Origin of the sequence: Marinilabilia sp. (genome assembly GCF_016278715.1) — a bacterium.
Taxonomy (GTDB): Bacteria; Bacteroidota; Bacteroidia; order Bacteroidales; family Marinilabiliaceae; genus Marinilabilia.
The window spans coordinates 1-17,898 of the sequence record NZ_JADQBH010000182.1 but is presented as its reverse complement, the minus strand read 5'-3'; the positions used below and the strand labels follow the sequence as shown (position 1 = coordinate 17,898).

Here is a 17,898-nt window from a genome sequence, read left to right as displayed (position 1 = left end):
AAATGGCAGAGAAAAATGAAGAAAATTTATCCCCGTTTCTGGCGCCGATGAAGTTGTCGTTTTTCTGTGATACAATTGTGCTTATTAATATGTAAATTTGTAAGAAACAGAATTGTTATAAACATTCAGTTATATCCCGAAAAACAGAAATATTATAAAAGTATTACCACCTAAAACTATGCGAAAATTATTCTCCTTCCTATTTTTCCTCGTTCTGTTTGGCTCCTCACTCACAGGGCAGGGCAACGAAGAATCTGAGAATCTGGTTTACCGTCTGCGTATTTTCAGCGAAATCAACAGCACCAGTTGGGTACATACCCAGAATGCGTTTAAGGAAGCCGACTCACTGAAAGCCGATGCCATCCTCATTCATTTAAATACCTATGGTGGCCAGGTGCTTTTTGCCGATTCCATTCGCACGCGCATTCTCAACAGCAAGATTCCCGTACACGTGTTTATCGACAACAATGCAGCAAGTGCCGGAGCACTTATTTCCCTTGCCTGCGACAGTATTTATATGCGGCCGGGCGCCAACATAGGGGCAGCCACCGTTGTCAATCAAACCGGAGAACAAATGCCCGACAAATACCAGTCTTATATGCGTTCCACCATTCGTTCCACGGCCGAATCGCATGGCAAAGACACCATCATTACCCCAACCGACACCATTATTCGTTGGGTACGTGACCCCCAAATTGCCGAAGCAATGGTCGATGACCGAGTGATTATCCCCGGAGTTATTGATTCAGGGAAAGTACTTACCCTCACAACCCTGGAAGCCATTGAACTGAATTTCTGCGAAGGAACCGCCGAATCGGTGGATGAAGTTCTCGAAAAACTGGAACTCAAACCCTACGAACTGAAAACCTACGAGCCATCTTTTTATGATGGACTGAAAGGATTACTGACCAGTCCTGTTTTACAGGGAATTCTGGTTTTGCTCATCATCGGCGGGCTCTATTTTGAGTTGCAATCACCGGGCATTGGTTTTCCGCTAATCGTATCGGCAGCAGCTGCTATTCTCTATTTTGCTCCTCTATACATCGACGGATTAGCAGCCAACTGGGAGATTCTACTTTTTATCATCGGTATAGCACTGATTGCCGTGGAGATATTTGCCATTCCGGGGTTCGGAATAGCTGGCATATCCGGAATTTTGCTGGCGCTGACAGGTCTGACCCTGAGCTTACTTGAAAATACTGCCTTCGACTTTTCACCCGTAGACACCACCGCCTTTTTTACAGCATTACTAACTGTGTTTTTAGGTATTTTCGGAGGATTCATCCTAAGCATCTGGCTCAGTCAAAAAATACTGACAACCACGTCGGGTCCCTTCTCAAAGCTGGCCCTTCAAACCACCCAGCCCCTTGACCAGGGATATGTTAGTATCGACTCAAACATGAAAACCCTGGTGGGGAAAACCGGTAAGGCATCTACCGTACTACGTCCTTCGGGTAGAGTAGAGGTAGAAGGAAAAATATATGATGCCCGAGCTTCGGAAGGATTCATCGAAAAAGGTGAGATGGTCGAAATAACCGCATTCTGGTCCGGACAACTGGTCGTCAGACAGGTAGAGGAATAAAAAATGCAATCTTTACATGACATTTTTAGCTAATTTTTGATTCGCCCAATAACAACACGCACAGTTCCATTACTAAAAAACTGATATACAGCCAAATAAAAAACTACCAAAAATTCATTTTTTAGTCGTTTTTTTTGACAGGGGTGTATTTGCATATCAAAAATCACTATTTTAGTTCATGAAACAGAGGTGCAATTTAATGAATTGCCAAAGTTTCAACGCTCTCACAAATGCCAAGAATAAAGGCACTTAAGAAATCTTTAATTTATTAATTTAATTAATTGAGAATTGAATCATGAAATCCAAGAAGCTGCCCCAAAAGCACAATAACGATTTCGATGCTTTCGAAAAACCTAAAAAATCGGGAGCTAATGTATCAAAAAGTAAAAGGTCGAAAAAGCCATCCATTTATGATGAATTGGATGATTTAGGAGAAATGGATGATTTTGTGCTAAGCGACAGAGAGTACCGGGGTTTCGACGACCTCTATAGCGATGATGATGATGCCTTGTTTTAAAGAGGCAATGTTGAACCATTTAAATAACAAAGGCTGCCCTCGGGCAGCCTTTTGTCTTTTAGAAGGGCCGTTTTTCTTTATTTTCGGGTGCTCAAATTTCTTTTCGTATCGGTACTCACGTAAGTGTGGATTTCAGAATCCACACGGCAATTATAGGTGGATTTGAAGTCTGAAAATATTTTTGAACTTGCATGGTGGTATTTTTCCTTGAATTGTCGCTATCATTTGATGTGAATTACAAATCCACCCGGACGAAAGGACTTACAGTATCTTAAAAATATTTATTTAGGACAGGTTTGATTTGCATCCTTTTTTTTCTTAAACATCACAAATATTTCTCCTAAATTAGTGATTCAAAAATGCTGATTTACGTATGAACAACACAAATATTGTTTCTGTGGTTCTATTGGGAACCGGGAATGTGGGAACACACTTTGCCAATGCGCTAACCGAGTCGGGCATCGAAATCCGGCAAATATACAGCCGAACGCAGGAAAATGCCGAAGAAGTAGCTCTGCCAAAAAACATACAGGCCATCTCCAATTTAAGTGAAGCAGATACCACTGCCGATTTATGGCTCATCTCGGTCTCCGACGATGCCATTCCCGAAATTGCAGAAGCACTCCCCGACTTCGATGGCATTGTGGCACACAGCGCCGGCAGTATTCCAATGGATGTGCTTTCGCGCTTCAAAAAAAGAGGTGTTTTCTACCCCTTTCAAACACTTAGCAAGGAGAGAATAATAGATTACAACGATGTTCCGTTCCTCATTGAAGGCAGTGACCAGGAAACCACCCAACGGCTCCTCAAACTTGCCGGTATTCTTTCGGCCAAAGTCAGCCAGGCCGATTCATCACTGCGGGCCACCCTTCACATAGCAGCTGTTCTTTCCTGTAACTTTGTCAATCATCTGTACAGCTTGTCTGCCGATTTACTGGAAAGCGGCGGGCTCTCGTTCAAATACCTGACCCCTTTGATTAAAGAAACCACCCAAAAAGTTTTGTACATGTCACCACAGCAAGCCCAAACCGGGCCGGCCATCAGAAACGACAAGGAGGTCATCGACAAACATCTGGCCCGATTGAAAGACAATCCATCTCTTCGGGAAATCTATCGCTTGTTGAGTTACGACATTTTAAAATACCACAAACGGGAATAAAATGCTATTTTCGCCTGACGCTTTAATTTTTGGGGATTAAACCATATACTTAGCTGGTAGCCGTTAGCTCTTGGCTCTTGGCTCATAGCTGGTAGAATCTACCCCTAATGAATATGGAACAGCAAATTTCTTGTATTCAAAGGCATCAAGGATGAGCTTTTCGCCTCTGTGAGTGTGAAAACGAAGCCTAAATCACCACATTACTAAAGACATAATAAAAAGAAATTAAAATATGACCAACTTCAAGGAAGACCTAATGAAAGTAAAGGCATTCGCATTTGATGTGGATGGGGTATTGTCCTGGCAGGTAATTCCCCTGCATCCCTCAGGCGAACCCATGCGAACAGCCAATATTAAAGATGGATTTGTCATGCAACTGGCCGTAAAACTGGGTTACCCCGTGGCTATTATTACAGGTGGAAATACCGAGTCGGTTAAACAGCGATATCTGAACCTCGGTGTACCCGATGTTTATATGGGTGCTTCGGAGAAAATCAACCAGTTCAATGAATGGATTTCTAAATACGACCTGAACCCGGAGAATGTGCTCTATATGGGCGACGATATCCCCGACTACCCCGTAATGAAGGAAGTAGGGGTGCCCGTTTGCCCATCTGATGCAGTGGAGGAAATTAAGTCCCTATGTAAATATATCAGTCACGCCAAAGGTGGTGAAGGCTGCGTTCGCGATGTGATGGAACAGGTACTAAGAGCTCAGGGAAAGTGGGGAACAGATTTTAAGTGGTAAGGGTAGCTGAAATCAAGAACTAAGAAGCTGGATATTAGAAGTTTAAAAGACTTCCTGAGCCGTCTTAAAAACATAAAAAACACTCTCAATCCGAAACGCAAAACAAGCAACTCAGAAGGCCCTTTTTTCTGAAATTCAGGGGCCAATAAACTAAAAATCAATGGCATATCTAAGTCTTATTCGTTACAAAAACCTCATCATTATAGTTTTGCTTCAGTTTTTGCTGCGGTATGGTTTGTTAATACCCATCCTGGGTCATTACGGGGTCAGTCCTGAGTTGAGCCATGTCCGGTTTGGACTGCTGGTTTTGGCTACGGTCCTTTTGGCAGCCTCAGGATACGTCATCAACAATTATTTCGATGTCAGCATCGACCGCATCAATAAGCCCGACAATGTTGTTGTAGGCCGCGAAGTTCCAAGACGCTCAGCATTGCTGCTTCATGTGATATTCACCATTACCGGGGTGTTCATCGGTCTGTTTCTCGCCTATGTTACGCGCAAGGAGAACTATGCGCTGATGTTTATTGTGATTCCGGGACTTTTGTGGTACTACTCCACCACACTGAAGAAACAGATGCTGGTTGGCAATCTTACCATAGCCCTGCTTACGGCCTTAGTCCCTTTTGTGGTTGTCTCTCTGGAATTCGCGACACTGGCAAGAGTTCACGGAAATACCATTTTGCAGTCTGAAGCTTGTTCTACAGCATGGTTCTGGACTGCAGGATTTGCTTTTTTTGCCTTTATCAGCACCATCATGCGCGAACTAATAAAAGACATGGAGGATGTGGAAGGAGACAGTGAAGCAGGCTGTCGCACTCTCCCTGTCGAAATGGGCATTAACTACTCCCGGACGGTAGTGGTAATTCTATCCATTGCCTCAGTTACAGCTCTATGGCTGATACTTTTGTTTGTTCCCCAACTTAGAACCAGTTACATTACCTGGGGATATTTCTTCCTTTTCCTGACCGTCCCATACATCATCCTGGCCATCAGAACTGTAAAAGCCAAAACAAAAAGGGACTTTGCCTTTATCAGCGGACTTAGCAAAATCATTATGCTGATGGGTATTTTATTCATCATCGTGGCCCGAACCTTTTTTGTTTAAGGGTTTGCAATGAAATTATTTGACAGATTTAACGAAGTTATTTTGTTCTTTGCCGACTTGAAAATATTGCGAATAGAGAGCTGTTTAATGGATTTTCAAGGAAGTTAATGGGCAAAAGAACAAGTCTAAAGCGGCAAATTATTTCGGCACAATCCCTAAGTTTTCAGAAATCCAAAAAATTCTGTTTTAATGTTTCTAAAAAACCTCGAAAAATACCATATTACCCTGGCTTCGGGCTCTCCCCGCCGTCATGATCTGCTCCGTCAGGCAGGTATTGATTTCACCATAGGCAAAGGCCGTGATGTCCCCGAAGAGGTGCCCTACGGAGTGCATATTGACGAGGTAGCCCTCTTTCTGGCCCGATTGAAATCTAATGCCTGGAAAGACATCTGGCAACAGCCGGACCAATTGATAATTACTGCCGATACCATTGTGGCCATCGACAACCAGGTAATTGGTAAACCGGACAATCAAGAGCAAGCCTTCAAAATGCTGGAAACCCTTTCCGGTCGCTCACACCGGGTAATTACAGGAGTGATGGTACGCTCGGCGAATAAAGAAATTGCTTTTTCTGATATTACTACCGTGCATTTTAAACCTCTCGACAGGGAACAAATCCAATATTACATCGACCGGTTTGAACCTTACGACAAGGCCGGCTCGTATGGCATCCAGGAATGGATTGGAATTGTGGGAATCGAACGCATCGATGGCAGCTATTTTAATGTCATGGGACTGCCGGTTTCGCGACTGATGGATGAGTTGGAGAAGTTCTGATTCGGCGAATGGGTCTCCATCCTGAGGTTAGGAGCTGGAAGCTAGAGGTTAGATGTTGGAAAGTAAGAGATTATAAAGGATTTAGCTTATAGTGGAATGTGTTTTTTTTAAGATCGCTTCGGGCCGAGCCATCGCAATGACCTCTTCCACGCCCCCCGGAGGCTCAGCCATTTCGAGAACCATTCCCGAATCAATCTCTGATGACAATAAAGCTACTTTAAGCTAAAGCCATTAGAAAAAAATCGAATGATGATTATTTTTAATGCAATAAAAACCGTAAAAACAATCATAAAATGAAGAAGTTACTACTCGTAATCATTTCCCTGCATCTGGCATTTGCATCGCTTGCCAAGGAAGGGATGTGGATTCCCCTGCTCCTGGAGAAATACAACATCGAGGAGATGCAGGAAATGGGATTTAAACTGACAGCTGAAGATATCTACAGTATCAATCAGGCAAGTATGAAAGATGCTGTAATGATTTTTAACGGAGGCTGTACTGCCGAACTAATTTCCGACCAGGGACTGATTATCACCAACCATCATTGCGGTTATTCGGCCATCCAGTCGCACAGCACCGTTGAAAACGACTACCTGACCGACGGTTTCTGGGCCATGTCGAAAGAGGAAGAATTGGCGAATCCAAACATGTCCGTAACCTTCCTGAAGTACATGGAAGATGTTACCGACAGCGTTCTCAAAGGGGTGGAAGAAACCATGGCTATGAAAGAGCGCGAAGAAATCATTGCCGGAAATATCAAGAAAATTAATGACCAGGCGACCAAAGACACCCACTATACAGCCACTGTAAAACCCTTTTTTCACGGCAATCAGTATTTCCTGTTTGTCAACGAAGTTTTTAAAGACATAAGGCTTGTTGGAGCTCCTCCCTCTGCCATCGGAAAATTTGGCGGCGACACCGACAACTGGATGTGGCCCCGTCATACAGGCGATTTTTCCGTTTTCCGCATCTATGCCGACGAAAACAATGAGCCCACAGAATTCAGTGCCGGCAACAAACCGTACAAGCCAGCCAAACACTTTCCTGTATCCCTCAAAGGAATAGAAGAAGGAGATTTCACTATGGTCTTTGGATACCCGGGGAGTACCTATCAGTATGTTCCATCCTTCCACCTGGAAATGCTTACCGAAAAAGTTTACCCGGGGTTGATTGACATCCGTACCCACAAACTAAACATCATGGACAAGTATATGGAACAAGACCGTGGGGTACGCATTAAATATGCCGCAAAAAATGCAGGAGTCTCCAATTCCTGGAAACGATGGCGCGGTGAGATCAGAGGACTTGACATCCTGGATGCTCAACAAAAGAAAAAGGATTATCAGGCCGATTTTCAGGAATGGGTTGCTGAAGATGCCGACCGGGAGGCCAGGTATGGAAACCTCCTGGATGAATACGAAGAACTATATGCTACATTGGGAGATGTACGCCTGGGCCGCGACATGCTTCTGGAAGTAATCTTCCGAAACGGCATTGAAGTGACAAATGTTGCATCTATGTTTCGCCCGTTAATAAATATTTACGAAAAAGAGGAAGAACCTAAAGCAGAGGAAATAAAAAAAATAAAAGTCAATATTAAGAAAGACCTGGCTAATTTCTTCAAAGACTACCACCAACCCATTGATAAAGAAATCACTGCCGATATCCTTTCGCTCTACAAAGAGAACGTTAACGATGAATATCTGCCAGCCGTTTATGAAAAGATTGCTCGGAAATACAACGGAGATTTCAAGGCCTATGCCGACCGTCTGTTCAAGAAAACAATGTTTACCGATGAAGCATCAGCACTGAATTTTCTGGAAGATTTCTCTGGACGTAGCGTAAAAAAACTTAAAAAAGACCCGGCCTGGGAATTGTTCGAAAATTTCATAGATGTATATAGCGACCAGCTTTATCCGTTATACCAATCATTCAATCAAAAAACCGACAGCCTGAATCAGATTTACATGAAGGCCCAAATGGAATTTGAGTCGGATAAAGTATTATACCCCGATGCCAACTTTACACTGAGAGTGGGGTATGGCAAAGTGAAAGGTTACGAACCGCGCGATGCCGTAAAATATCTTTATCAGACAACAATAGAGGGAATCATGGAAAAGGATAATCCGGATATTTATGACTACCGGGTGCCTGAACGACTAAAAGAGCTCTACCGTACCAAGAATTACGGTCGTTACGAAGAGAAAGGTACTGTCCCAGTCTGTTTCATAGCCACCAATCACACCACCGGTGGTAATTCAGGCAGCCCTGTTGTCAATGCCGAAGGACATCTGATTGGTGTTAACTTCGACCGGGCCTGGGAGGGAGTCATGAGCGATTTAATGTTCAATCCCGAACAGTGTCGCAACATTTCTCTGGATATCCGTTACGCTCTTTTTATCATCGACAAATTTGCTGGAGCCGGTTATCTACTGGATGAAATGACCATCATCGAATAAAGGACACTTCCCGGCAAATATAAGAAACATCAAAATTCTTAAACCCGTGCTAATTGAGTTTTTCAATCAATTCACGGGTTTTCTTTTGCCTCGGGAAATAAATTCGGATGGAATTCCAGTAAAACCACCATAACCGGAGCCCATCCAGGTTCTATCAATTCTAAACTTAATATGTATAAACCTCTTTCCGGGATTAAGCCATATCCAAAATTTGGTTATTTGAAACACAGGGTTGTTTTTTGAAATGCCAGGATAAGCATTCTCATACAAAATCTCCACTATACCTGTCCAAATTCATGTTTCACCACGCCCTGAAATAGCAATCTCATTTTCATCCAGTTATTTACCCTGATGCGTTGGCGCAAAATGGCCGTGGGGGGCGTACACTTGATTTTTCGGAAAAGTTTAAGGTAATAAATATAAGCGATGTAAACCCCCAACCGGGCTTCTTTCTTAAGCATTACAATTCCTTTGTAGGCTTCCTTAAAGTCATTTTCAATCTCCTGCTCTATCTTCTCTTTCTGCACTTTGGAAAAATTTAACAAATCCACATTTGGGAAATAACTTCTGCCCCGCTCATCAAGGTCAGATTGAACATCCCTGAGAAAATTAACTTTCTGAAATGCTTCTCCCAGTTTCCGGGCAGGATGTTGTAACACCTCATATTTTTCCGGATCATCTTTGTAAAAAACACGCAAACACATCAATCCAACCACCTCTGCCGAGCCATAAATATACCTTTCGTACTTCTCTCTGTCATATTTCTTATGATCCAGATCCATAGCCATACTGTCAAAAAATGCCTCAATTAGATGAAAGTCTATTGCATATTGATTCACAACAATCTGAAAACTTTGCAATATAGGATTGGTTGAAATGCCTTCCTCTATTGCAAAATAAGTCTCTTTACGAAACCGCTCCAATAATTCTTCTTTATTGTGGTTATGAAAAGTATCGACAATTTCATCGGCAAACCGCACAAAACCATAAATGGAATAAACAGCCCGACGAACTTCAGGAGCTAACAATCTTATGCCCAAAGAAAAGCTGGTGCTGTACTTTCGTGTGGTATTCCGGCTGCAAGCCAGTGCATTGCTGTTGTATAATTCGATACTGTTCATCTCAACATCTTTAAGTTTGAGCCCACTCCAAAAAGGTTATTGTTGCAAACATCTTCGCTACAGAAAGTTTTAAATCATCATTAACAGCAAGTTAACTCCGGTTGAAAAAATTCTCTGCGCCTCGATCTTGACAAAACCCCTCTTTTCGGAGGGGACTCAAGTTTAGAACTTCAATTCTGATTATAAGCCTCCATTTGCTCCACTGTCAATTTTGAACCAATAACAACCATTGGCAGGCCCGTGCCAGGTGTCGTGGAAGCACCGGTATAAAAAAGATTATTCAGTTTCTCATCTTTGTTCGAAGGACGCAGATAGGCCATCTGACCCATATTGTGTCCCAATCCCAGACCACTTCCACGGTGCAGATTAAACATCTTTTCCCATTCCTCAGGTGTGTAAACGGTCTGGGAAATTCTGTTTTTAACCAAATCAAACCCAATTCTTTCAGAAAGATCCTTTAAGATGCTCTCTGTAATTTCTTCCCTGTCTGACCAGTCGGGGCGAAACCGCAAATCGGGCACCGGAACCAAAATAAAGAGCGATTCACAGCCCTCCGGGGCACTCTCAGAATTGTGACGCGAAAGCACATTTACATAGTAGTATGGCTTTTGCAACGACACCTGATTCTTAAATATTCCTTTTGCATAATCTCTGAAATTGGTTCCAAGGAAATAGTTGTGGTGATGTATGTTAGGGATTTTCCCTTTTACACCAAGATAGATGGTAAGTGGCGCCATTGTCCATCGCATTTCGTCCAGCCTCTCCATCCGAAAAGACCTGCGCTTCAAAATCGCACCTCTAAACCAGGCCGCATCAGCATTAACCACAAACTGGTCGGCTTCCCATTTGTGCCCATTTTGGTCTGTCAGCGCTTTCACCTGTTTATTTTCCGTTTCAACATCAACAATTTCTGTGTTAAAATGCATTTGCACACCTCTGTTTTTAAGCTCCTCCACCAACCCCTCCACTATCTTGTACATCCCACCCTGCACATTGTAATAACCGTCATGCTTCAATTCTGTGTACGACAAAAGAGTAAAAATCGCCGGGGTGTCAAAGGGAGTGCCTCCAAGAAAAAAAGCGACCAGCGACAAAATCTCTTTTACTTCCCTTGACTCAAAATGCCGCTCAACTTCGCTCCAGAAAGTGCGGAAAAGCTTTGGCGCATGTTTAACGGGTACTTGCACCAAGGCCTGCAGATATTCCCACCAATGATTAAAATTGCGTCGGATAATCAGATTCTCGGTGTCATGAAAAAGTGCTCCGGTGCTTTGGAGGTATCGGTTCAGCTTTTGCTCCAGGCCAGGCTCAATTCCCTGAAACTCTTCAGCAAGTTTATGCGGATCTTTATATATTTTATAAGTCTTTCCGGTATCAGAAAAATTTACTGCATAAAGCGGATCCAGCTCATGAAATACTAAAGGCAGTTCCCAATTACAGGAACGGGCCAACTCATGAAATTCGTAACTCATGCTAAAAAAGGAAGGCCCCATATCAAAGGTAAATCCATCTTTGGTAAGTCGGTTTAGCCGGCCTCCCGCCTGATGAAACTTTTCCACCATCACCACCTCATGTCCTTTGCTGGTTAGCCTGAGCGCGGTTGCCAAGCCTCCAAGTCCTGTTCCTGCAATTAAAACTTTTGTCATAAAAATTGTATTACTACCTCAATTTCCTTTAAATTTCTCTTAAATTCAATTCTTTTAGTGCTTACAGATTCCTTTCATAACAAGATTGTTTAAACAAATATTCCATTAAAGGAACATACAGCGTCCAGCAATATAGTTGTAAGATTTAGCAGGCATGATAATTAAAATATAAAAATTAAACATATAAACTAAATGTTTTGTTTACGCTTAAAGCAAAATGATGAAACAAAAAAAATGCATTATAATAGGAGCAGGCATCGGTGGTCTCGCAACAGCTGTGCGCATGGCAGCCCGCAACTACTCTGTTATTGTTTTGGAAAAAAATAACCGCCCTGGTGGTAAAATACATCAAATACAAAGAGACGGATTCCGTTTCGACACCGGACCATCACTTTTCACTCTTCCCAATCTGGTTACAGAACTATTAGACCTTGGCTCAGACAGTTCTGGTTCAAAATTCAGGTTCAAAAAACTTAAAAATGTATGTCGGTACTTTTATGATGACGGTACCACCATCAATGTCCCCGAAAACCCTACAGATTTTGCCAAAGAGATTGAAAAAAAAACGGGAGAACCAGCAGAGAATATTCTAAATTACCTTAAAACAGCAAGCGATCGCTATCTGTCATCAGCCGATTTGTTTATTTTTAATTCTCTGAAAAATATTATCTCCTCGGCAAGAAAAAAACAACCGGGTGAGCTAATGCCGCTTCTCAAAGTAAAACCGCTGCGAACCATGCACAATGAGAACCAACGAATATTTCGCAGTCCTCAGGTTATACAGATTTTTGACAGATATGCCACCTACAACGGTTCTTCCCCCTACAAAGCTTCCAGTATGCTCAATATGATTGCGCACCTGGAGCACAATGAAGGTGCATTTTTCCCCGAAAAAGGCATGTACAGTATTGTTGAAGCGGTTTACCAAAAAGCACTTAGCCTGGGCGTGGAATTTAAATTTGAAAAAAAAGTCACCGGGTTGACATCCAAAGATGGTCGCATCACAAAGGTAATTGCTGATGAAGAAGAGTTTAACGCAGACCTGGTGATATCGGATATGGATGTCAACACCTTTTACCGGGATTCCGGAAGAAGACTGAAAATGCCCCGCTCCGTCAGAAAACCTTCTCTCTCTTCTTCAGCCCTCATATTTTATTGGGGTATGAGGCGCTCATTCCCCCAATTGGACGTTCACAATATTCTATTCTCATCTGATTATGCCGGAGAATTTCGTTCAATTTTCAAAGAACATCAACTATTTGACGATCCCACGGTTTATATTTTTATCAGTTCCAAAATTGTGGAATCCGATGCGCCCAAAGGCCAGGAAAATTGGTTTGTAATGATAAATGCACCTTCAACAGACCAGGCGGGCATGCAGGATTCAGTAGATAAGGCCAGAAGAAAAATCATTGAAAAAATCCAGCGAACATTGAAATTTGATCCTCAACCTGATATTCTTTTCGAAGAAGTTGCTACACCCCAAACGATTGAGACCAATACCGGTTCCTGGAAAGGCGCACTGTACGGAAATAATTCCAATTCCATCTGGTCGGCTTTTCTGAGGCATCAAAACAAATCGAAAGAATTCGGCAATTTGTTTTTTACAGGAGGAAGCGTGCACCCGGGAGGAGGCATTCCTCTTTGTCTGGCTTCGGCCGCCATTGTTGAAAAAGAAATTGAACAACTATGACCGAAACATTTAAGAAATTAACGAGAAAACATCTGACTCCGAAAAGAATCAACCGATTCTGGCTCATATACTACTCCGTTGGAGTTATCGGATTTGCATTTCCATTTACCCGTGAGCTTTTTCAAAACCTTACCGGGGTATCCATTCTAATGTCAACAGTGATTATGTTGTGGTTTCATCGGCCATGGAATTCCAGATTTATAGGTGCATCGGTCTTTGTGCTGATTGGTGGCATTTTTATTGAAGCCCTCGGCGTTAACACAGGAGTAATTTTTGGAGAATACCAGTATGGGGCGACTTTGGGCCCCAAAATTTCAGGCACTCCTCTGCTTATCGGGATCAACTGGGTAATGTTGGTTTACATTGTATGGCAACTGGTTCAAAAAATAAACCTCCACGGTGGCGGACCACTTTTAATTGGATCTGCTATTTTAGTTGGCTATGACCTGTTTCTCGAACCTGTTGCTATAGAATCAGATATGTGGAACTGGGCCGGAAAGAATGTTCCACACCAAAATTATCTGGCGTGGTTTATCATCTCGTTTGTTTTTCTGAGTGTTTTCAAACTCACAAAAGTCCGTTACGACAATCCGGTGGCTCCGGGATTATTGGCAGCACAAATCGGTTTTTTCTTTTTACTAAATCTCCTTAATTTGTAAATTCAGTTTTATTGACACGCAGCTCAAAAAATGATTGATTCAACTCTATTTATATGATAAAAGCCTCTCATAATCCTTTTCTCGTTTGGTTGTTTAAGCTGTTTACTCAGATTATAATTCATGCAAAATTCAAAAAAATATTTATTGAAGGTGATACCGGCACCCCAAATTCTTCCATCCTCGTAATCAACAATCACTTCTCGTGGTGGGATGGTTTTTTCGTCAATTACCTCAATAATAAATATTGGAAGAAAAATTTCTATGTCATGATGCTGGAAGAAGAGCTGGAGAAAAGAAAATTTCTGACACAGGGGGGTGCATTTTCCATCAGAAGAAATCACTCCACGACCCCTGCATCCTTAATTTATGCAAAAAACATACTCAAAAACACCCACAACCTTTTATTGATGTATCCTCAGGGAAAGTTGCAGGCTCAGGCAACCCGTTACCTTCATTTCGAACCCGGCGTAGCGCATCTGGCAGGCAAAACTGGAGCCCCAATTAAGATGGTGGTAACGCTGATTGATTATTTCGGAAGTCCCAGACCGTCTGTATGGCTTTACATTAAAGACCTGATAACCAACACATATAAACCTGCAAACATAGAACAAAGTTATAATGATTTTATGGATGAGTGCATTGAACATCACAACAAGAACACGGATCTTTAAATCAGTATCACTCAACCGCTCAATAACTGTACAAATGGATTTTATTACAATATTAGCCTTCATTGCTTTTACAATCATCGCCGTTCGATGGCTGACATCGTTTCTGAATCTTCTCACCGGAATGCCAGTGTTTAAAAGCTTTACAAAGCAAAACAGCGATGTATCCATTCTGATTCCGGCCCGCAATGAAGCAAAAAACCTACCCGGCCTTTTTCAAAGTCTACTGAAATGTGACGAAACGGTAGGTGAAATCATTATTTACGATGACCAGTCGGAAGATGAGACTGCTGCCATCGTTAAACTTTGGAAGAGTAAAGATTGTCGTATCCGGCTTATTAAAGGCAAAGAGGTTCCTCCCGATTGGAAAGGAAAGAACCACGCTTGTTATCGTCTGGCGGAAAAAGCCCGGGGAAATTATTTATTGTTCCTCGATGCCGATGTTACCGTTAATCAGGATGCCTTAGACCTGGCTTTATCAAACATAAAACACAACCATCTGGCACTTTTTTCTTTTTTCCCCCATCAGGAAATGAAAACATTGGGAGAATGGTTATTGGTTGCTCAGGTAAATATCATCCTGATTTCACTGCTTCCTCTTGCTATTTCCCGTTTTATTCCCTGGTCACTGATGACAGCCGCCAACGGGCAATTTATGTTGTTTGACGGCAAAATTTACCGCGAACACCAATTTCATCAGGCAGTGAAAAACCAGGCAGTAGAAGATATTGCCATCGCCCAATACATTAAGAAGAAAAACTTGAAAGTGAGAACCGCTCTGGCCCCCGAGGGATTGAAATGCCGGATGTACACCAACTACCGGGATGCACTTCAGGGACTGGCACGCAGTGCACGTTTCTTCTTCGGAGGAAACATCTTTGCAGGTTGGATTTATGTGATCTTCTCGTCGTTGGGATGGTTGCCCATCGTTCTGTCAATATCACCAACATGGCTTCTGGCATATTTTCTGCTATTGTTTTCAATGCGAATTTTTGTCTCGATAGCCAGCGGAACATCCGTAATAAGAAATCTGTTGTTAATGCCGCTACAACAAATTGCGCTGATTCATCTTTTTTATATTGCCACGCGGCAATTGATTTTAAAAGAGACCACATGGAAAGGAAGAAAAATATAACCGTTTTATTAATTGTGCTTTTAACAGGATTGCTGCTTAACCCTGCCGCGGGACAAAATCATGATGAGCTGTTTTTTGAGTGTTACACCACAACAAACATGGAACCGTGGAGAAAAACCATGGAGCAGATGGCCGCGCAAAGAGAACCCGGCAACTATGACCAACTCTTTGAAGTCGTCCTGGCCTGGTACGGATACATTGGGTATTGCCTGGGAAACGACAAAGAAGATGAAGCAGAAAAATTTCTGAAAACCGGATGGGATTATCTGGAAGAACTTACAGAAATGCCTGAAGCCGATGCAGCACCTCATGCCCTGAAAAGCGGTTTCTACGGATTCGAAATGGCCCTTGCCCGATACAAAGCGATGGTGCTTGGTCCAAGAAGTTTGTCGGCCCTAAAAACTTCTGCAGCAATCGACAGCACCAACATTCATTACCTGGTTGAAAAAGGAAACCAGTTATATTATGTTCCTTCAATTTTTGGAGGTGATAAAGAAGAGGCTTTGCATCATTACAAACATGCCGTTGAACTGATGGAAGCCGGCAGCAAATATCATCAGGGCCATTGGTTTTACCTTAACACATTAGTTACGCTGGGATTCTCCTACCAGTCTATGGAACAGGTTGAAAACGCCCGCTCAACCTACCTCAAAATTCAGCAAATCGCGCCCCGATTCAAATGGTTCAATGAAGATGTCTGGCCCCGGTTTGTGGAAAAATACGGGACTTCAAAGGAGTAAATACAAGAAAATTTAGGAACCCGGTTTCTGACCATAAAAGGTACACCCGAATGGTCAGACAAAAACTCCCTGAATAATTTTTAGGTATAAACCACCCGATTAACTATTTTTGTTTCTTAATCATTTCAGAAAACACATCAATAAAGACATAAGATAAAAACTCATGCAATTAAACTTAAAAAATCCCATCGTTTTTTTCGATTTGGAAACCACCGGCATCAACATTGCCGCCGATCGCATTGTTGAAATCTCCATACTCAAAATAGATACTGACGGCAATGAAGAAACCAAAACCATGCGGATCAACCCGGAAATGCCCATTCCAAAGAAAACATCGGAAATTCATGGCATCTACGATGAGGATGTTGCCGATGCCCCCACCTTTAAAGAAGTTGGCCGGCAACTCGCCACATTCATGGAAGGATGCGACATTGCCGGCTATAATTCCAATAAATTTGACATTCCGCTATTGGCTGAAGAGTTTATTCGTGCCGAAGTGGATTTCGACATGACCAAAAAGAAGTTTATTGATGTTCAGACCATCTTCCACAAGATGGAGAAACGGACCCTGGAAGCTGCATACAAATTCTATTGTGATAAAAATCTGGACGATGCCCACAGTGCAGAAGCCGATACCCGTGCCACGTATGAAGTATTGAAAGCACAGCTGGATCATTACTCCGACCTTAAAAACGATATGGAGTGGCTCTCAAAATTCTCGGCTCACAACAGAAATGCTGATTTTGCAGGGCGAATCATCTTCAATGAAAAAGGAGTGGAAGTCTTCAACTTCGGAAAATACAAAGGAAAACCGGTAACCGAGGTGCTGGATACCGATCCCGGTTATTATAGCTGGATGATGAATGGGGACTTTCCGCTTTTCACCAAAAAAGTATTGACCAACATCAAATTACGAAATGCTTTTGGCAAAGGATAATTTAGAAAACATTTGAATCAATGAAGATATTGTGCATTGGCCGAAACTATGAAGATCACGCCAAAGAACTGAAAAACCCGGTTCCTTCGGAGCCGGTAATATTTTCAAAACCCGATACCGCTCTGTTGCGGAACAACGATCCGTTTTTTCTTCCTGATTTTGCCAATTCGTTTCATTATGAGTTGGAGATTGTCGTTCGCATCAACAAGTTAGGAAAAAATATTGAAGAGAAATTTGCCAGCCGCTATTATGATGAGATAGGCCTGGGGGTAGATTTCACGGCCCGTGACCTGCAAGATCAGCTAAAGAAAAAAGGGTTGCCCTGGGAAAAAAGTAAAGCCTTTGACCATTCGGCTGTCATCTCAAAGTTTGTTAATAAAGAGCAATACCCCGATCTAAAAAATCTGAATTTTCATCTCGAAATCAATAGAGAAATCCGTCAAAAAGGGAATACTTCGGATATGATTTTCAGCATTGATCAAATCATCGCACATGTTTCAAAATACTTCACTCTGAAAATTGGCGATTACCTCTATACCGGAACGCCTGCAGGTGTAGGCCCCGTAAAAATTGGTGACCGGTTGAAAGGGTACATTGAAGAAAAAGAATTCTTTGATTTTGAAGTCAAATAAGCAAGCTACATGGGGCACCGGACAATTAAGTCTACCGATGCCCCATTATTCTTCATGCAATTTGCCCTCTGCTTTTTAGCCTTTCCATTCGCCCTTATTGGCTCCTTCCCAGCGGTTACTAACGGCTTTCCAGTTCACCACATTCCAGAAGTTATCCACATAAGTGCCCCGCATATTCTGGTATTTCAAATAATAGGCATGTTCCCAGACATCCAGTGCAAGCAATGGTACTCCTTTTTCCGAAGAAATGTCCATCAACGGGTTGTCCTGATTTGAGGTGGAAGTCACTTTCAAGTTTTTATCGGAATCCATATATAGCC

The 17,898-nt window shown here is 42.4% G+C and carries 17 protein-coding genes; 14 read left to right on the top strand and 3 right to left on the bottom strand.

Features of this window, described 5'->3' with window-relative positions; genetic code table 11:
* Positions 1-178: 178 nt before the first annotated feature.
* The 7 genes from QZZ43_RS11525 to QZZ43_RS11495 all read left to right on the top strand — a co-directional run bounded on the left by QZZ43_RS11525 (position 179) and on the right by QZZ43_RS11495 (position 8,347).
* The gene (locus QZZ43_RS11525) at positions 179-1,582 is read left to right on the top strand and encodes an NfeD family protein (RefSeq protein WP_291859308.1); all 1,404 of its coding nucleotides are present in this window, start codon (positions 179-181) and stop codon (positions 1,580-1,582) included.
* Positions 1,583-1,877: 295 nt separating this feature from the next.
* The gene (locus QZZ43_RS11520; protein WP_291859306.1) at positions 1,878-2,099 is read left to right on the top strand and encodes a hypothetical protein; all 222 of its coding nucleotides are present in this window, start codon (positions 1,878-1,880) and stop codon (positions 2,097-2,099) included.
* 373 nt (positions 2,100-2,472) lie between these two features.
* Positions 2,473-3,258, top strand: a complete 786-nt coding sequence (locus QZZ43_RS11515) for a DUF2520 domain-containing protein (protein ID WP_291859303.1) — start codon at positions 2,473-2,475, stop codon at positions 3,256-3,258.
* Positions 3,259-3,490: 232 nt separating this feature from the next.
* Positions 3,491-4,006: an HAD family hydrolase gene (locus tag QZZ43_RS11510; protein WP_291859301.1), complete on the top strand. Its 516-nt coding sequence runs from the start codon at positions 3,491-3,493 to the stop codon at positions 4,004-4,006.
* 160 nt (positions 4,007-4,166) lie between these two features.
* A complete protein-coding gene (locus tag QZZ43_RS11505) occupies positions 4,167-5,111 on the top strand; it encodes a geranylgeranylglycerol-phosphate geranylgeranyltransferase (RefSeq protein WP_291859298.1) in 945 nt (314 codons plus the stop codon).
* 189 nt (positions 5,112-5,300) lie between these two features.
* The gene (locus tag QZZ43_RS11500) at positions 5,301-5,888 is read left to right on the top strand and encodes a Maf family nucleotide pyrophosphatase (RefSeq protein WP_291859296.1); all 588 of its coding nucleotides are present in this window, start codon (positions 5,301-5,303) and stop codon (positions 5,886-5,888) included.
* Positions 5,889-6,181: 293 nt separating this feature from the next.
* Complete coding sequence (locus tag QZZ43_RS11495) at positions 6,182-8,347, top strand: S46 family peptidase (protein ID WP_291859293.1); 2,166 nt, start codon at positions 6,182-6,184, stop codon at positions 8,345-8,347.
* Positions 8,348-8,625: 278 nt separating this feature from the next.
* Here the strand turns inward: QZZ43_RS11495 and QZZ43_RS11490 are convergent, their stop codons facing one another.
* The gene (locus QZZ43_RS11490; RefSeq protein WP_291859292.1) at positions 8,626-9,468 is read right to left on the bottom strand and encodes a phytoene/squalene synthase family protein; all 843 of its coding nucleotides are present in this window, start codon (positions 9,466-9,468) and stop codon (positions 8,626-8,628) included.
* A 170-nt stretch (positions 9,469-9,638) separates the two neighbouring features.
* The gene (locus QZZ43_RS11485; protein WP_291859290.1) at positions 9,639-11,114 is read right to left on the bottom strand and encodes an NAD(P)/FAD-dependent oxidoreductase; all 1,476 of its coding nucleotides are present in this window, start codon (positions 11,112-11,114) and stop codon (positions 9,639-9,641) included.
* Between the two features lie 220 nt (positions 11,115-11,334).
* On the opposite strand from QZZ43_RS11485, the gene crtD reads away from it, so the two are divergent.
* From crtD to QZZ43_RS11450, 7 genes are all read left to right on the top strand, one after another.
* Complete coding sequence (gene crtD / locus QZZ43_RS11480; protein ID WP_291859287.1) at positions 11,335-12,807, top strand: 1-hydroxycarotenoid 3,4-desaturase CrtD; 1,473 nt, start codon at positions 11,335-11,337, stop codon at positions 12,805-12,807.
* Positions 12,804-13,466: a carotenoid biosynthesis protein gene (locus tag QZZ43_RS11475; protein WP_291859285.1), complete on the top strand. Its 663-nt coding sequence runs from the start codon at positions 12,804-12,806 to the stop codon at positions 13,464-13,466. Before crtD ends, QZZ43_RS11475 begins: the two co-directional genes overlap by 4 nt.
* Before the next feature lie 53 nt (positions 13,467-13,519).
* Positions 13,520-14,137: a lysophospholipid acyltransferase family protein gene (locus QZZ43_RS11470; protein WP_291859283.1), complete on the top strand. Its 618-nt coding sequence runs from the start codon at positions 13,520-13,522 to the stop codon at positions 14,135-14,137.
* Positions 14,138-14,171: 34 nt separating this feature from the next.
* A complete protein-coding gene (locus QZZ43_RS11465) occupies positions 14,172-15,269 on the top strand; it encodes a glycosyltransferase family 2 protein (protein ID WP_291859280.1) in 1,098 nt (365 codons plus the stop codon).
* Positions 15,248-16,009: a hypothetical protein gene (locus tag QZZ43_RS11460; RefSeq protein WP_291859277.1), complete on the top strand. Its 762-nt coding sequence runs from the start codon at positions 15,248-15,250 to the stop codon at positions 16,007-16,009. Before QZZ43_RS11465 ends, QZZ43_RS11460 begins: the two co-directional genes overlap by 22 nt.
* 163 nt (positions 16,010-16,172) lie before the next feature.
* A complete protein-coding gene (locus QZZ43_RS11455) occupies positions 16,173-16,946 on the top strand; it encodes a 3'-5' exonuclease (RefSeq protein WP_291859274.1) in 774 nt (257 codons plus the stop codon).
* Between the two features lie 20 nt (positions 16,947-16,966).
* Positions 16,967-17,578, top strand: coding sequence for a fumarylacetoacetate hydrolase family protein (locus tag QZZ43_RS11450; RefSeq protein ID WP_291859271.1), 612 nt, complete (start codon positions 16,967-16,969; stop codon positions 17,576-17,578).
* A gap of 75 nt (positions 17,579-17,653) precedes the next feature.
* Here the strand turns inward: QZZ43_RS11450 and QZZ43_RS11445 are convergent.
* Positions 17,654-17,898: superoxide dismutase (locus QZZ43_RS11445; RefSeq protein WP_291859268.1), on the bottom strand; the 245-nt coding region annotated here is incomplete at its 5' end.

Excerpts from the sequence above, each read along its gene's own strand:
- QZZ43_RS11525 (WP_291859308.1), top strand. The coding sequence starts at position 179 with ATGCGAAAATTATTCTCCTTCCTATTTTTCCTCGTTCTGTTTGGCTCC.
- QZZ43_RS11520 (WP_291859306.1), top strand. The coding sequence starts at position 1,878 with ATGAAATCCAAGAAGCTGCCCCAAAAGCACAATAACGATTTCGATGCT.
- QZZ43_RS11515 (WP_291859303.1), top strand. The coding sequence starts at position 2,473 with ATGAACAACACAAATATTGTTTCTGTGGTTCTATTGGGAACCGGGAAT.
- QZZ43_RS11510 (WP_291859301.1), top strand. The coding sequence starts at position 3,491 with ATGACCAACTTCAAGGAAGACCTAATGAAAGTAAAGGCATTCGCATTT.
- QZZ43_RS11505 (WP_291859298.1), top strand. The coding sequence starts at position 4,167 with ATGGCATATCTAAGTCTTATTCGTTACAAAAACCTCATCATTATAGTT.
- QZZ43_RS11500 (WP_291859296.1), top strand. The coding sequence starts at position 5,301 with ATGTTTCTAAAAAACCTCGAAAAATACCATATTACCCTGGCTTCGGGC.
- QZZ43_RS11495 (WP_291859293.1), top strand. The coding sequence starts at position 6,182 with ATGAAGAAGTTACTACTCGTAATCATTTCCCTGCATCTGGCATTTGCA.
- QZZ43_RS11490 (WP_291859292.1), bottom strand. The coding sequence starts at position 9,468 with ATGAACAGTATCGAATTATACAACAGCAATGCACTGGCTTGCAGCCGG.
- QZZ43_RS11485 (WP_291859290.1), bottom strand. The coding sequence starts at position 11,114 with ATGACAAAAGTTTTAATTGCAGGAACAGGACTTGGAGGCTTGGCAACC.
- crtD (WP_291859287.1), top strand. The coding sequence starts at position 11,335 with ATGAAACAAAAAAAATGCATTATAATAGGAGCAGGCATCGGTGGTCTC.
- QZZ43_RS11475 (WP_291859285.1), top strand. The coding sequence starts at position 12,804 with ATGACCGAAACATTTAAGAAATTAACGAGAAAACATCTGACTCCGAAA.
- QZZ43_RS11470 (WP_291859283.1), top strand. The coding sequence starts at position 13,520 with ATGATAAAAGCCTCTCATAATCCTTTTCTCGTTTGGTTGTTTAAGCTG.
- QZZ43_RS11465 (WP_291859280.1), top strand. The coding sequence starts at position 14,172 with ATGGATTTTATTACAATATTAGCCTTCATTGCTTTTACAATCATCGCC.
- QZZ43_RS11460 (WP_291859277.1), top strand. The coding sequence starts at position 15,248 with ATGGAAAGGAAGAAAAATATAACCGTTTTATTAATTGTGCTTTTAACA.
- QZZ43_RS11455 (WP_291859274.1), top strand. The coding sequence starts at position 16,173 with ATGCAATTAAACTTAAAAAATCCCATCGTTTTTTTCGATTTGGAAACC.
- QZZ43_RS11450 (WP_291859271.1), top strand. The coding sequence starts at position 16,967 with ATGAAGATATTGTGCATTGGCCGAAACTATGAAGATCACGCCAAAGAA.